Annotated in this window: 14 protein-coding genes; 6 read left to right on the top strand and 8 right to left on the bottom strand. The window is 64.1% G+C overall.

The genetic code is table 11. The features are described from left to right. Nucleotides 1-43 precede the first annotated feature (43 nt). The 5 genes from groL to prs all read left to right on the top strand — a co-directional run bounded on the left by groL (nt 44) and on the right by prs (nt 5890). Nucleotides 44-1672 (top strand): chaperonin GroEL, encoded by a 1629-nt coding sequence (gene groL / locus OJF58_RS14155; protein WP_300778286.1) that lies wholly within the window; start codon nt 44-46, stop codon nt 1670-1672. Nucleotides 1673-1714: 42 nt separating this feature from the next. Then, entirely contained in the window at nt 1715-2365 is a 651-nt protein-coding gene (locus tag OJF58_RS14150; protein ID WP_300778284.1) for a phosphoribosyltransferase, read from the top strand. 162 nt (nt 2366-2527) lie between these two features. Then, nucleotides 2528-3604 (top strand): hypothetical protein, encoded by a 1077-nt coding sequence (locus tag OJF58_RS14145; RefSeq protein WP_300778283.1) that lies wholly within the window; start codon nt 2528-2530, stop codon nt 3602-3604. Then, entirely contained in the window at nt 3597-4934 is a 1338-nt protein-coding gene (locus OJF58_RS14140) for a nicotinate phosphoribosyltransferase (protein ID WP_300778281.1), read from the top strand. The genes OJF58_RS14145 and OJF58_RS14140 overlap by 8 nt, the downstream gene beginning before the upstream one ends. After that, nucleotides 4931-5890: a ribose-phosphate diphosphokinase gene (gene prs / locus OJF58_RS14135; RefSeq protein ID WP_300778280.1), complete on the top strand. Its 960-nt coding sequence runs from the start codon at nt 4931-4933 to the stop codon at nt 5888-5890. Before OJF58_RS14140 ends, prs begins: the two co-directional genes overlap by 4 nt. A 55-nt stretch (nt 5891-5945) precedes the next feature. On the opposite strand, the gene OJF58_RS14130 is transcribed toward prs, so the two are convergent. The 3 genes from OJF58_RS14130 to OJF58_RS14120 form a co-directional block, all read right to left on the bottom strand. Further along, nucleotides 5946-6221, bottom strand: a complete 276-nt coding sequence (locus OJF58_RS14130) for a hypothetical protein (RefSeq protein ID WP_300778279.1) — start codon at nt 6219-6221, stop codon at nt 5946-5948. Nucleotides 6222-6323: 102 nt separating this feature from the next. Next, complete coding sequence (locus OJF58_RS14125; RefSeq protein ID WP_300778278.1) at nt 6324-6767, bottom strand: DUF3775 domain-containing protein; 444 nt, start codon at nt 6765-6767, stop codon at nt 6324-6326. Nucleotides 6768-6881: 114 nt separating this feature from the next. Continuing rightward, nucleotides 6882-7469 carry a hypothetical protein gene (locus OJF58_RS14120; protein ID WP_300778277.1) on the bottom strand — a complete coding sequence of 196 codons (588 nt, stop codon included), beginning with the start codon at nt 7467-7469 and terminating at the stop codon, nt 6882-6884. Nucleotides 7470-7523: 54 nt separating this feature from the next. Between OJF58_RS14120 and OJF58_RS14115 the strand changes: the two genes are divergently transcribed. Then, a complete protein-coding gene (locus OJF58_RS14115) occupies nt 7524-7904 on the top strand; it encodes a hypothetical protein (protein ID WP_300778275.1) in 381 nt (126 codons plus the stop codon). Here OJF58_RS14115 and OJF58_RS14110 read toward each other — a convergent pair. The 5 genes from OJF58_RS14110 to OJF58_RS14090 form a co-directional block, all read right to left on the bottom strand. Continuing rightward, nucleotides 7901-8917 (bottom strand): ATP-dependent metallopeptidase FtsH/Yme1/Tma family protein, encoded by a 1017-nt coding sequence (locus OJF58_RS14110; RefSeq protein ID WP_300778273.1) that lies wholly within the window; start codon nt 8915-8917, stop codon nt 7901-7903. The two genes, OJF58_RS14115 and OJF58_RS14110, sit on opposite strands and share 4 nt — an antisense overlap. 66 nt (nt 8918-8983) lie before the next feature. Next, complete coding sequence (locus tag OJF58_RS14105; RefSeq protein ID WP_300778271.1) at nt 8984-9805, bottom strand: universal stress protein; 822 nt, start codon at nt 9803-9805, stop codon at nt 8984-8986. An 83-nt stretch (nt 9806-9888) separates the two neighbouring features. Further along, nucleotides 9889-11013 (bottom strand): ABC transporter permease, encoded by a 1125-nt coding sequence (locus OJF58_RS14100; RefSeq protein ID WP_300778269.1) that lies wholly within the window; start codon nt 11011-11013, stop codon nt 9889-9891. Nucleotides 11014-11016: 3 nt separating this feature from the next. Then, nucleotides 11017-13758, bottom strand: a complete 2742-nt coding sequence (gene rbbA / locus OJF58_RS14095; RefSeq protein ID WP_300778268.1) for a ribosome-associated ATPase/putative transporter RbbA — start codon at nt 13756-13758, stop codon at nt 11017-11019. A 1-nt stretch (nt 13759) separates the two neighbouring features. Continuing rightward, nucleotides 13760-14869, bottom strand: a complete 1110-nt coding sequence (locus OJF58_RS14090) for an HlyD family efflux transporter periplasmic adaptor subunit (RefSeq protein ID WP_300778266.1) — start codon at nt 14867-14869, stop codon at nt 13760-13762. Between the last annotated feature and the right edge of the window lie 47 nt (nt 14870-14916).

Genomic DNA, 14916 nt, shown 5'->3' with positions numbered 1-14916 from the left:
GGAGCGTCCAGTAGGCTGCGCGCAGCCTTATGAGAGGTTCCCCATGGCCTACAAGCATGTGATGTTCCAGTCGGCGGCGCGCGAGAAGGTCTTGCGCGGCGCGACGCAGCTCGTCGATGCCATACGTGTCACGCTCGGCCCGAAATCGAAATCCGTGCTCATCCAGAAGAAGTGGGGCTCGCCGCTGGTCTGCAACGATGGGGTCACCATCGCCAAGGAGTTCGAGCTCAAGGATCCCGAGGAGAACCTCGGTGCCCAGATGCTTCGCCAGGCCGCCGAGCGCACCGGCGAGATCGTCGGCGACGGCACCTCCGGGTCCACCATCCTTGCCCATGCCATCTTCGCGGACGGCGTGCGCAACGTCGTCGCCGGCGCGAGCGCCATCGACCTGAAGCGCGGCCTCGATCGAGCCACCAATGTCACCGTGAAGGCGCTCAAGGCGATGTCGCAGCCGGTGAAGACCCGCAAGGAGAAGGCCCAGGTTGCCACCATCTCGGCGCACAACGACGCGGCCATCGGCGAGCTCGTGGCGGACGCAATGGAAAAGGTGGGCGACGACGGGGTGATCACCGTCGAGGAATCGAAGACGACGGAAACGATTCTCGAGGTGGTCGAGGGTCTGCAGTTCGACCGGGGCTTCATCTCGCCCTACTTCATCACCAATCCGGAGAAGATGGAGGCCGTGCTGGAGGACGCGCTCGTCCTGCTGGTCGATCGCAAGATGGCCGCCCTCAAGGACATGGTGCCCTTGCTCGAGCAGATCGCGAAGTCGGCGCAGCCCCTGCTGGTTGTCGCCGAGGACGTGGAGGGAGAGGCTCTGGCAACGCTGATCATCAACCAGCTTCGCGGCGCGTTGAAGAGCTGTGCCGTCAAGGCACCCGGCTTTGGCGATCGCCGCAAGGCCATGCTGGAGGATATCGCGATCCTGACGGGAGGCCAGGTCATCTCCGAGGAGATCGGCCTGAAGCTCGAGAGCGCAACCTCGGCCGAACTGGGGCACGCCAAGCGGGTCGTCGTGGACAAGGATCGCACGACCATCATCGGCGGGATGGGCGACAAGGCCGCGATCCGGAATCGGGCCAACGCCATCCGCCGCGAGATCGAACTTTCAACGAGCGACTACGACAAGGAGAAGTTGCGCGAACGTCTCGCCAAGCTCTGCGGAGGCGTGGCCGTCATCAAGGTCGGTGCACCGGCCGAGGCCGAGATGAAGGCCAAGAAGGAAGCCCTCGACGACGCCATCAGCGCCACAAAGGCCGCGGTCGCCGAAGGCATCGTACCTGGCGGTGGGCTCGCCCTGCTGCGCTGCATCGACGCTGTAGCGGCCGAAGAAGCCGAAGCCGACGGCGACGAGCGTACCGGGATCCAGGTGCTGAAACGCGCGCTCGAAGCGCCGGCGCGACAGATCGCCGAGAATTCCTCCGTCGATGGCGGGGTGGTCGTCGCCCGCATGCTGGACGGCAAAGGCGCCTACGGCTTCGATGCCGCCCGCAAGCAGTATGTCGATCTCGTTGAAGCGGGCATCATCGATCCGACGAAGGTTGTGCGAATTGCCTTGGAGAATGCCGTCTCGGTGGCCAGCGTCCTGCTCCTGAGCGAAGCCACAATGACCGAGATCGAAGAGCCGAGAAAGGATGGTGCAGCGCGTGAAGCGGACCTGGCTGCTGTTTGACGATGACGCCATGGGGCCACCCCGCATCGTAAGGAACGAGCAATGCGCTTCCGTGATCGAACCGAGGCCGGCCGGCGCCTAGCCGCGGCGCTTTCCGGATACCGTGACAGGAAGCTCGTCGTTCTTGCGCTTCCGCGAGGGGGCGTTCCTGTTGCGGCCGAAGTGGCGAAGGCACTTGGCGCGCCGCTGGACATCATGTTGGTCCGCAAGATCGGTGCACCTGGCCAGCCCGAAGTGGCTTTGGGCGCCGTCGCCGACGGCCATCGTCCAATCATCGTGCGCAACGAGGCGGTCATCTCGGCGACAGGCGCCACGCCGCTCGAGTTCAACGAGATCTGTGCCCGCGAAACTGCCGAGATCGAACGCCGCCATCAGCGCTATCTCGGCAATCGCGCGCCCACGGATCTGCGGGGTCGCACGGCGATCGTCGTCGACGACGGCATTGCGACGGGTGCCACGATGCGCGCCGCCCTGCAGGCCGTTCGGAGCCGCGAGCCGGCCGGGCTGGTGCTTGCGGTCCCGACAGCGCCCCCAAGCACGCTCGACTCTCTCCACGGCGAAGCCGATGCCGTCATTTGCCTCACCAGCCCGGATTGGTTTGGTTCCGTTGGCGAATTCTATGACGACTTCCGGCAGGTTTCCGATCAGGAGGTCGTCGACATTCTCGCCGCCGCCCAGCCTGCCACGACCTGACGCCCTGGTCGCTCATCCCCGGGGACGAGGTTGGTCGGCCCCTCCACATCTGCTTGATGCAAGTCAATCGGCCGTCGGCTCGCGGGATGTATCCAGTAGACTATCCGTGAGGAAATCGCCGGCGTTCCATGTCGCCCTGCTCCCCGAAGGTCATCCCTTGCCATGGACGGTCTCACGATCCCCATCTCGCTCGCGCATAAGGTCGCTTTCCTCAGCCGGGCGTCCGCCTATGGCTTGCGGGACGAGCAGGTCGAGTGCCGGGAGACTCATATGTCGTGGGTTTTCCTTGTCGGCCAGGATGTCTACAAGCTGAAGAAGCCGGTACGCCTTGCGTATCTCGATTTCTCGTCTGTCGAGAAGCGATATCATCATTGCCTCGCTGAACTGACGCTGAACCGGCGACTTGCCGCCGATGTCTACAAGAAGATCGTCCCGATAACCTGCTCGGGCGGCGAGCTCGCGATCGACGGCCGGGGCGAGATCGTCGACTGGCTTGTGGTCATGTGCCGGCTGGACGATTCCCAGACTCTCGAGCGGGCCCTTCTGGAACGACGACTGACGACACGGCAGCTCGACCCTCTGATCGAGGTACTTGCGCGATTCTACCGGCGCGCCAGCTCGGTCGCTCCTTCCCCGGACACTTTCCTGGCGCAATGGCGTCGAAGCCTCCGGGAGAATGAGGTCGTCCTTCTCGATCACCGTCTGGATCTCGCGGCTCCCGTGGTGCGACGGCTTCATCAGGTCCAAAGGAGATTCCTGGATCAGAGATCGGCTCTGCTGGTCGAGCGCTGTCGTCGCATCGTCGACGGTCATGGCGATCTGCGGCCCGAGCACATCTGGCTTGGACCTCCCGTACGCATCATCGATTGCCTCGAGTTCAATCAGCGACTGCGCGAAGTGGACCCTCTGGATGAAATCGCCTTCCTCTCCATCGAGTGCGCCCGTCTGGGCGGCGCCGGATACGGCGACTACATCGAGCGTCGGCTGTGCATGGCCTTGCCGGACACGGCGTCCGACCAGCTCTTCGCATTCTATCGTTGCTATCGTGCGACCTTGCGGGCGCGCCTCTCGATCGCACACCTGCTGGAGCCGTCTCCGAGGACGCCCGCCAAGTGGCGCCGCCAGACCGGCGCCTATCTTGCCCTGGCGACGGCGAACGCGGATCGGCTCGAGCATATGATGAACCGGTCGCTCGCCGCCGGCGGTGACGGCACCGGGCCCCGTTCCAGCCATGCTTGACCACGGCCTTCTGCTGACCGACCTCTACCAGCTTTCCATGCTCGAAGCCTATTCGGCCCACGGCATGACCGAAACTGCGGTGTTCGAGTTCTTTGTCCGCAAGCTGCCGCCGACACGCGGGTTCCTTCTGGCAGCGGGACTGGAGCAGCTCGTCCTGTTTCTCGAGGATCTGCGATATTCCGCCGAGGAGATCGACTGGCTGCGCGCTTCGGGCCTGTTCTCGAGCGGCTTTGTCGACAGCCTGGCGGAATTGCGATTTACCGGGGACCTCGACGCAATGCCCGAAGGGACGGTCTTCTTTCCCGACGAGCCGGTGCTGCGGGTGACGGCGCCCCTTCCTGAGGCGCAACTGGTGGAAACACGGCTCATCAACCTCATCCACTTCCAGACGGTGATCGCATCGGCGGCGGCGCGCATGGTCCTGGCGGCGCCCGGAAAACAGTTGATCGATTTCGGCTTCCGTCGTGCACACGGTGCCGAGGCGGGCACGTTGGCCGCGCGGGCAAGCTTCCTCGCGGGCTTCGCCGGCACGGCGACAATGGCTGCCAATCGCGACTTTGGCATCCCCGTCTTCGGGACCATGGCACATTCGTTCGTGCAGGCCCATGACGACGAGGCGACCGCCTTCGAGCGGTTCGCCCGCGTGCGACCGAAGGCCCTCACCTTGCTGATCGATACGTACGACACGGAGCGCGGCGCCCGCATCGTGGCAGCACTCGCGCCGCGCCTCTCCGCCGAAGGCATCGCCATCGCGGCGGTGCGCCTCGACAGCGGTGACCTCGCCGCCCACGCCCGTGCGGTGCGTGCCATCCTCGACGCCGCCGGCCTGCAAGACGTGCGCATATTCGCCAGCGGGGGGCTCGACGACCAGACGCTGCTGTCGCTTTGCCGCGATGGTGCGCCGATCGACGGATTCGGCGTAGGCACCAGCCTGACGACCTCGTCCGATGCGCCGGCGCTCGACTGCGCCTACAAGCTGCAGGAGTACGCCTCTCGCGCCCGGCGCAAGCGCAGCGAGGGCAAGGCCACCTGGCCGGGCCGGAAGCAAGTGCACCGACGCTACGATCGCGACGGCACCATCGCCGACGATATCGTCGCCCTGCCGGACGAATCGGTCGAAGGCGAGGCCCTTCTGCATCCGGTGATGCGGAACGGACGCCGCATAACTGAACTGCCCGCTCTGGCGAAGGCGCGCAGCCGTGCGGCGGCCTCGTTGGCCAGGTTGCCTCCGGCATTGCGCAGGCTCGAGCCGGGCCGGGTGCCGGTCCGGATCAGTGCCGGCATACGCGGGCTTGCCGAGGAGCTGGATCGCCAGCGGAGGGACATATGAACAGCCGTCCGATGACTTTCTTCGCGCTGCAGGGCAGTCGGCCGTTTGCAGAGCGTGTCGCCGAACGACTTGGCGTGCCGATCGCTCCACACGAAGAGCGTCGCTTCGAGGATGGCGAACACAAGGCGCGACCGCTCCAGAGCGTACGTGGTCATGATGCCTTTGTGCTGCATTCTCTCTACGGCGACGAAGACGAGAGCGCGAACGACAAGCTTTGCCGGCTGCTGTTCTTCTGTGGCGCCCTCAGGGACGCAGGGGCCGCCGGCGTCACTGCCGTGACGCCCTACCTCTGCTACGCGCGGAAGGACCGAAGAACAAAGCCCAACGACCCCGTCATCACCCGCTACGTCGCCGCCTTGTTCGAGGCGGTCGGCATCGATCGTGTCATTGCGGTCGAAGTTCACAACATGGCGGCGTTCGAGAATGCGTTCCGGTGTCCGACGATCCACATCGAGTGTGCGCCGCTGCTGGCGGCGCATTTCGCCCCATTGTTGCGTGGCGAGGACGTCGTTGCCGTTTCCCCCGATGCCGGCGGCGCCAAGCGCGAGGAAAGATTCCGTCAGGAGCTTCAGCTCCTGATCGGGAAAGGGGTGGGCTCGGCGTTCATGGAAAAGAGCCGCAGCGGCGGCGTGGTCTCGGGTGACCTGCTGTCCGGTAACGTACGTGGCAAGGCCGCCGTTATTGTCGACGACCTCATCAGTACCGGCGGGACCCTCGTCCGGGCGGCGAAGGCATGTCGTGCCGCAGGCGCGACGAAGGTACTCACGGCGGCGGCGCACGGCCTGTTCATAGGGGGCTCCCCCGAGCTCGTCACGGAGCGGGTGCTGGACGGCATTGCCGTCACCAATACGGTTCCCCTCTTTCGGCTCCCTGCCGCGGCAGCAAGGAGGGTCGAGGTCATCGATGCCAGCGACGCGGTGGCCGCAGCCATTTCATCCTGCCGTGACGCAATCTGACCGCTGGCGAAAGCCGATCCACTCGTCATCCTCCGCGGCGGATCGCGCGGCGCTGCTACGCTCTCGGCAATGGCGGTTCCTCCTCGTCATTCGCCGTGAGGATTTCAATGATTTTCGCGGCGACTGCGGAGACATGGTGGCCGCTCTTGGCCAGAACGTCATGATCGCCTGCCATGCAGATCGCTGCCGCCTCGAGATCGGCCACCGTAGGCTTCAACTCCAGGACGTCGATGAGTTTCGGCTCGTCGAGACCGCCCAGGATACGTTCGAGGTCTTCGCGGCCGGCGACTTGCCGGCCGCCCGGGCCAGTTGAAGTGCTGGACATGATCATTCTATGGCTCCTCGCCTTTGGTCGCCGTGTTGACCTGGGTCAAATCTCGAGCCGGGGTGAAGCATTGCTTCTGGCCGCTGGGGCACCTCATTGTCGACGGCCTCACAAGCGCCCGATCTCGTAGTCCTCGCAGGAGTGCCCGAGCATCGACAGCCCTTCCTCGATGAAGTCACCGACCATCGGCATACCGAGAAGATAACTGGCGGTACGTTCGTTGTGGGCAAGTCTCGCTTCCTTGCGGGCTTCCGGCCAGTCAGAGGCGTTGGCACCATCCCGGCCGAGCCACGCAAGAGCGACAAGATCGATCTGCTCGTCCTCCGACAAGGCGTCGATGAACGATGTCAGCTCTTCCTGGACGGGATCGTCGGCGTGCTCCTCGAGCACTTCCACTTCGTTGTCGTCGGCTGGATTCGACCCCGGATCGGTCTCGCTCGCCGGACCCTTGGCGTCGAACTCCCTCGCTTTGACGATCACGAAACAAGCCTTTTCCGGTGAGATCGTCAGTGGCGGGCCAGGAATGACGGCGGGGTCCGCTATTTTGCGCATGGTCGGTTTCCCTGGTTCGACAGCCCTATGCTCGGGCATGGTCAACAATGGTCCGTCCGAGGGCGACTCTCCTTGATCGAAATCAATCGCCCTTCTGCAGGCAACGTCGCCGGCTCACATCCGTCCGCAACCGCCTCCGGTGAACACGGGCCGGGCCTGTTGGCCAGCATCATTACTTCTGGCATATGCAGCGGCATCGCGCTTTGATGAGCGGACGTTCAAGCATGGGCATTCGGTACACACACGAACCAGTTCTGCAATCGAAGCGGAGCAACCGATGTCGGACAGCGAGATAGTACGGAAACTGGAGCAGCGCCTTGGCCCGCTCCATGCCAGACAGCGACTGGGAATCGAGATGGACCACGAGGCGCAGGCTCCGGCCATGGCCACGGAGGCCGCCAGCACGCCGCCTTCGGGCCTCACCCCCACTACCGGTGCGCCGGCAGCAGTGACCAGGAGCGAGGCGACAATGCCACGGAACGTCTTGGTCGGTCCAAATACCGGCTGTCCATCCGGAAATATCACTCCTCCATCGACCGGCGTCGCGAACCGGGAGCCGAAGCACCTCTTCGCGAGAACAGGCGACCTGTTTGCCGGCGTCAACAACACAATCGACTGCAGTATCGGCACCAGCTCCATGCGGATCCCCTCCCGGTCGCCGTTCATGTAGGTCATGCGCCGGAAGGCAAGATTGATCGACATCAAGGCATGCAGGGAAGTACGGGGTCAAAAGAAGAAAGACCCCGGAGAGAAGCAATGCCACAGTCTGCCTGGCCTGCCTTCACACGCGCGTGCAAGGTCCGTCATCTGGTCGTTGTCGAGGTACCCGGCGACGTTTCGAGGGATCCCGAGGCGCTCGTCGCTCTGCTGATCGATCTCGTAAGCCCTAAAGGGGACTTTGCGGTCAGCGCCGAGAAGACGGCAGTAGGCGCGCGACTCTTCTGCGCCTTCGCCGAGCCTGCCGATGCGGACATGATCGTCCAGGCGACCAACGCGCAGGAGAACAACGTCTATCCCGGCTGGGCCAGCGAATACCACTGTCTGTTGGACAAGACTTCAGCAGAGGCTATTCGCGGCGCCGCAGCGGCGCCCGCGCCTGCGCGCCGGTCCAATCCGGCTCGGCCAACATCCGTTTAGGCTGCAGCGGTCGCTGGTAGCGTCGCTTTGTCGACTCTTTTGGCGAAAGTGGCCAGCACGCCGTCCGACAATGTTTCGTTGTCGATGAGCGTACGCGCCATTTCCTCCAGGAGAGCACGGTTTGCCGTCAGGATGGTGCGCGCTCTGAAGAAGGCTGCGTCCACGATCTCCCTGACCGCAGCGTCGATCCGGGCGGTCGTGACTTCACTGTACCAGCGTGACGGAGCCGGCATGCCTGGGATTGGCGTCAGGAATCGGGCAGGCTCGGCATCGTAAGACACCTGTCCCAGCTCCGCCACCATACCGAACCGGGTTGCCATGTTGCGAGCAATGTCGGTTGCCTTCTGCAGATCGTCGGCGGCGCCGATGGATACCGCGGCAAAGGCGATCGTCTCCGCGGCGCGGCCGCCCAGGAGCACGGCCAGCTTCCGCTCGAGCTCGGTGCGGTCCATCAGGAATCGGTCCTCGACCGGCCGCTGGATCGTATAGCCCAGCGCCCCGATGCCGCGCGGGATGATCGACACCTTCTGGACCGGATCCACCCCCGGCAGCGCCATCGCCACCAGCGCATGGCCGGTCTCATGGAAGGCGATGACCTCGCGTTCGTGCGGGATCAGGACGCGGGTCCCGCCGGCCATGCGGCGAATGGCGAACATCCAGATTCCGACAAAGACCAGCGTAGGGATCACCCACGACAACAGCGTCGTGAGCCATGTCGCGTCGGATTCGCCGCTGTAGCGGACCTTGTACTTCGAGAGATAGTCGGCCAGCTCGCCATCCACCTTGTTGGTGGCGAACTCGGTCGTCCGATCGGCAGGATCGGCGAACTTGCCGTAAATGCTCCTGTCGCCGACCACGACCTCGGTCACCTTTCCGCTCTCCACCAGCGACCGGAACTCGCTGTAGGGGATGTGTCCGACCGTCAGAAGCTGCACCCAGTAGCTCTGGATCAGCACCACGCCGATCAACGCCGCGGCGACGTACCAGAAGTTGATCTGATGCTCCTTCTCCATGCTATGCTTCCGGACGTTCGGCTTACGACCGCAGCAACTGCAGCACTGGCCGCTCCCTTCTGCACCCTAGTGCGCCATGAAGACGGGCACCGTCATGCTTCGCAGCAGCGTGCGGCTCACGCCGCCCAGCACCATCTCGCGTACCCGTGTATGGCCATAGACACCCATCACGATCATGTCCGCGCCGAGATCCGAGGCGCGCGAAAGCACCAGATCCCCTACGTCGACAGAGCCCAGGGACTCCTCGACCGCCGCGGCCTTGACACCGTGCCTGCCCAACCATTTCACGGCCGCATGCGCGCCCATGTCCTCGCCGTCCGCGCGAAAGCTGAGCACGGTAACCTTGTCGGCGTCCTTCAGGAACGGCAGGGCGTCTGCTGCGGCGCGCGCCGACTCACGACTCGCGTTCCAGCACAAGATGACGTTCCGGCCGATCGGCCGGCGGACCGGGATGTAGGGAACGACCAGCACCGGCCGGCCTGCCGCCAAGGCCACCACCTCCGGTAAATCGGGAAGCGTCGCAGCCGGCATGTCGCTGCCGGTCTGGCCGAGGACCGTGAGATCCGCGCACCGGGCGCGCTTCGTCACCTCCCTGTCGACCAGTCCGTCCACGATTTCGCGCTCGACGGCGATGTTGCGGCCTTCGGTCGCCGCCGCGAACGCGGTCAGAGCCGCCTTCTGCTCGGCGGCTTGGGTGTCCTCGTGAATCTTGTAGAGGTCGTCCATCACGAAGCTGCCGTCGAAGTACACAGGTGGCTGGAAAGGCGGCCGGACGTGCAGGCCGACGAGATAGCTGTCGAACCTGGTTGCGAGGTCCGTCGCGACAGCCAAACGCTGCTGGATCGCCTTGTCGCCGTTGCAATGGACCACGATTGTCTTGAAGGTCATCTCGTCTCTCCTTCCGGCGCTGCGATCATCACTACCGGCGGGAGGCGGAACCGCGTTGATTCAGATCAACTCCAGCCTCGATGTCAGGCACCCTGACTGGACACTCGACGATAGCGGAACAGGCCGATCGCCAGGAACAGAGCGCCCATCAGGCCGACCTCCAGAAACTGAAGCCATACGACGTCAAGACCCGCGCCGCGGTACAGTATCGCCTGGCCGAAGGACACGAAGTGCGTCGAGGGCGACGCCTGCATCGCGGTTCGAAGGAGAAGAGGCATGCTTTCCAGGGGCGTGTTGGCACCGGAAAGTATATTGAGAGGGACAGCAACAAGTATGAACAGCAAGCCGAGCTGAGGCATCGTCCGGGCAATGGTCGCGAGAAAGATGCCCACAGAGGTCGCGAAGAAGAGATACAGGGCAACCCCGACCATGAACAACGGAACCGAGCCGGCGATGGGAACGCCCAGCAGATGCTGCACGATCAGCCACAGCGACAGGCCGACGGCGACGAGGATAACGAGCGCGTTGCCCAGCACTTTCGCCATGGCGATCTCGAACGGTGTGATCGGCATGGTCAGCAAATGGTCCATGGTCCCGTGCTCCCGCTCCCGCACAACGGCCGCGCCCGCCAGGATGATGCCCAGAGTCGTCACATTGCTGATGATCCCCATGATGCTGGTGAACCAGCCCGTCGTGACATTGGGATTGAAGGCGACGCGCACGACGAGGCTGACCGGCGATGCAGGTACGGCTTCGTCCCGGCCCACGAAGCTCGCGATCTCGGCCGCGATGATCTGCTGCGCGTAACCAAGGCCGATGCCTGCCTGCATCAGCGCCGTGGCGTCCGCCGTCACCTGAAGGACGGGACGGCGCCCTGCGAGCAGGTCGCGCTCGAAATTGGGCGGAATGTCGACGATGAAGGTAAATCGGCCGCCGTCCATCAGCCGACCCACGTCGCGTTCGTTCACGGGCTGGGCGGTCTTGAAATGTGGAGGCAGGAAGGCCCGCAGAATGCGCCGGGATAGCTCGGAGCGATCGTCGTCGACAACGCCGATGGACGCATTGTGGAGTTCCTGCGAACTGCTCTGCGCCTGAGCGATGATGGCCAGCGAAAATGAGTAGATGACCAGTGCGAGAAGGACCCAGTCGCGGAGAAAGCTGCGCACCTCCTTGATGGACAGCCAGAAGATGGTGGAGGCAGAGCGCATGGCTCATCTTTCCTGACGCCGCAACACGGCCAGGCCAAGCAGGGTCAATCCCGGAACGAAGGCCGAGAGCAGCAAGAGATCGGCCGACAGATCAGCCAGGCCGAGCCCCTTCGTGAAGGTGCCGACGCTGATCGGCAGAAAGTACGTCATCGGGAAAAGCCGGCCGAGAATTGCGCCGACACCGGTCAAGGACGACACGGGAACCAGCATGCCCGAGAACATGGTGGCCGGAAGCACCGTCAGGATGGCCGTTCCGAACAACGCCGCGATCTGGGTTCTGGTGAAGGCCGAGATCAGTCGGCCGTACGCCGTCGTGGCGATGACATAGATGAGAGAGCCCAACAGCAAAGTGGCAAAGCTCCCTTTCAGAGGGACATCGAACACGAGCACCGCCATGAGGAGCAGGATGACGAAGTTCAACATGGCAAGTGCAACGTACGGGATCTGCTTGCCGAGAAGGAATTCGAGCCGCGTCACCGGCGTCACGTAGAGATTGACGATCGAGCCGAGCTCCTTCTCGCGCACGACGGCGAGCGCCATGAGGATCGCCGGAATGAGGGCAAGCTGGAGCGCAAGCTGCGCCGGCACCATGGCGTAGATGCTGTCGAAGTCCTGATTGTAGGAGAATCTCACCGAGATATCGGCCGACGGCCCCGCCGGCCCTCCCGTGGCGTGGCCGCGAATGGCAGTATCGGCGAGATATCGCTGATGGACTCCCTCGAGATACCCCCGGACAGTCTCGGCCCGGAACGGCATGGCACCGTCGATCCAGACGCCCACCTGGACAGTCCGGCCACGCTTCAGGTCGCGGCCGAATCCGGGGGGAATCTCTATTGTGGCCATGGCCCTCCCGCTCTTGATGCGATCCTGGAGATCCTGGGCGTCCCGTAGCGCCGGTTGCTCGACGAAGTAAGGCGAACCGCGCAATTCTCCGAGGTAAGCCCGGCTCTCGAATGAATTGTCGCGGTCGAGGGCAGCGAAGGAAAGGGAATTGATGTCGGTGGTGATGCCGAATCCAAAGAGCAGCATAAGAAATGCCGTCCCGCCGAGCGCAAAAGCCAGCCGAATTCGGTCACGCAACAGCTCGAGCGATTCGCGTACCGCATATGCCATCATGCGGCGGACACTGAACGACCGGGATGGCTCGTCCGCTCTGGCCCGCGGGGCTATGTACGGAGGCGCCGCGCGCCCTGCGGGAATCGTGCGTCCCGACTTGCGGTTTGCTTCCTCGAGATAGCTGATGAAAGCGTCCTCCAGAGTGTGGACCCCACGGCTGCGCGCGAGGGCGGCCGGCGTCTCCGTCGCCAGCACGCGGCCCTCGTCCATCAGCGAAAGCCGATCGCAGCGCGCCGCCTCGTTCATGAAATGGGTCGAGACAAAGATCGTCACGCCCTGGTTCCGCGATAGATCGATGAGCAGTTCCCAGAACGAGTCACGCGCCATCGGATCGACGCCCGAGGTGGGTTCATCGAGAATAAGGAGGTCCGGCTCATGGACGACCGCAACCGCGAGCGACAGCCTCTGTCGAATGCCAAGAGGAAGGGTCGAAGCCAGCTGCCCGGCATAGTCCGAAAGACCGAAACGTTTGACGAGTTCCTCAATCCGCCGCTGGGCCTTCCTCGCCGGCAGGCGGAACAACCGTGCATGAAGGTCCAGGTTCTGCCGCACCGTCAGCTCGGTATAGAGAGAGAACGACTGCGCCATGTATCCCACGCGCATGCGCGACAGCATGTCAGAGCCATCGACGGGATGGCCGAGCAGTATCGCCATGCCTTCGCTGGGCGGCAGCAATCCGGTGAGCATCTTCATGGTCGTGGTCTTGCCGCAGCCGTTGGAACCCACGAAGCCGAAAATCTCGCCCCGTCCTATGTCGAAGGACACATGGTCGACGGCCGTAAAGTCGCCGAATCGACGGGTCAGGTCGCGTGCGACGATTACCGCATCGTGATCGTACCCCGTTCGCGGAGGTATCTCGAGGACGCGGCGGCTCGCCTTGATCTCATCCGAAAGCAGGTCGATGAAAGCTTCCTCGATGGTCGCGACCCCCGCCTTCGCCCTCAGCGCGTCCGGCGAGCCCTGGGCAAGCACCTTGCCGGCATTCATCGCAACCAGCCAGTCGAAACGCTCGGCTTCCTCCATGTAGGCGGTCGCCACAATGACGCTCATGCCCGGCCGGCGGGCGCGCAGGCGGTCGATCAGTTCCCAGAACTGGCGCCGCGACAGCGGATCGACGCCCGTCGTCGGCTCATCGAGAATCAGCAAATCCGGATCGTGGATCAGCGAGCAGCAAAGCCCGAGCTTCTGGCGCATGCCGCCCGATAGTTTCCTGGCGGGTCGATCCGCAAACGGGGCGAGCCCTGTGCTGTCGAGCAGCTCCGCCATCCGCATCGCGCGCTCAGCGCGAGCTTGCCCAAAGAGGCGGCCGAAGAACTCCAGGTTCTCGCGGACGCTGAGGTCAGGATAGAGGTTCCTGCCCAATCCTTGCGGCATGAACGCGATGCGTGAGCGAATCGAGTCGCGATGGTTCGTGTTCCTCATGTCGCCGCCGAGAACCTCGACGATGCCGTCCTGGATTCGCTTGGTACCGGCCACGATGCCAAGCAGCGTGGATTTGCCGACGCCGTCGGGACCAATCAGGCCGACCATGGCCGCGCCGGGCAGGTCGAGCGTGACGGCCTCGATCGCCGCAACGCTGCCATAGCGATGGCCGAGGCCGGCGAGACGTGCGACAGGAGCGGCAACCATGTCAGGACTTTTTCTGCAGGCGCTCCGGCCAGGCCGCCTTCGGATCGAATCGGACATAGGCAACGCCCGGCAGGCCGCTTGTCATCGACACGGCGCGCGCCCCCGGGCGATCCAGATCGATTCGCACCCGGACACGGAACATCAACTTGTCGCGCTCGCTCTGGGTCTCGACCATCTTTGGCGTGAATTGCGCCTGCGAAGCAATGAAAGTCACTTTGGCCGCCATCGGATTGTCCGGATAGGCGTCCAGCACGATGCGCGCATCGTCGCCGACCTTGACGCGGCCCGCCGTCAGGGTCGGCAGATAGATGTCCATGTAGACGTAGGTGGTGTCCAGCATGGTGAAGACCTTGCCACCGGCCGGCAGCACCTCGCCGACATTGGCGATACGGTACTCAATCCGGCCGTCGCGGGGTGCGACCAGCGTATTGTCGGCGATATTGACCTCGTAGAGTGCCGCATCGTGCAAAGCAGCGTCGAGAGCGTGCTCGGCCACATTCACCCTGGCGACGCCTGCAGCTTCGGCCGCACGCGCCGCATTCAGTTGTTGCAGGCGCTGGTCGAACAGTTCCCTGGTGGCCCAGCCGTTCTGGAATAGATGCCTGGTCCGATCCATCTCCTGGGTCGCCAGCACGACCTGGCTGCGGATTTGCTCGAGGTTGGCCTTGGCTTCGCCGACGGATTTCTCCCATAGCGCTACCTGGGCCCGAGCCTTCTTGAGAGACTCGGCGAGATCGCGGGTATCCATGATCGCCAGTGCCTGCCCCGCCTTTACCACGTCGCCCTCGTCCACCCGCAGCTCGAAGACGCGGCCGGCAAACTTGGTTGCAATATCGATTGGATCCGCCTCGATGCGACCGTTGCCGACGGCGATCCCGGCGGGCAATGGCGGCAGGCGGTGCATCCACCAGTAAAGGCCACCCGCCATCGTTGCCAGCAGCAACAACAGGGCTGCTACGACACGGAACCAGCGCCTCGGTTGCCGCGGGCGATCGGGAGCGGCTATCGCGGGGACCGGCAAACGGCCGGCCACTGCTGGAATCGACCGTGCATCAACCGACGCGCCGGCGCCCTTCACCAATGTCGGATCGATATTGTGCGTATCGCCCATACAGACGCTCCCGGCTGCTCGGCCGGTCGGAACCTCCGACTTGTGGC

The sequence above is a fragment of the Enhydrobacter sp. genome (genome assembly GCF_030246845.1).
GTDB lineage: Bacteria > Pseudomonadota > Alphaproteobacteria > Reyranellales > Reyranellaceae > Reyranella.
The sequence above is the reverse complement of the archived record's forward strand: the minus strand, read 5'-3'. Positions and strand labels throughout refer to the sequence as shown.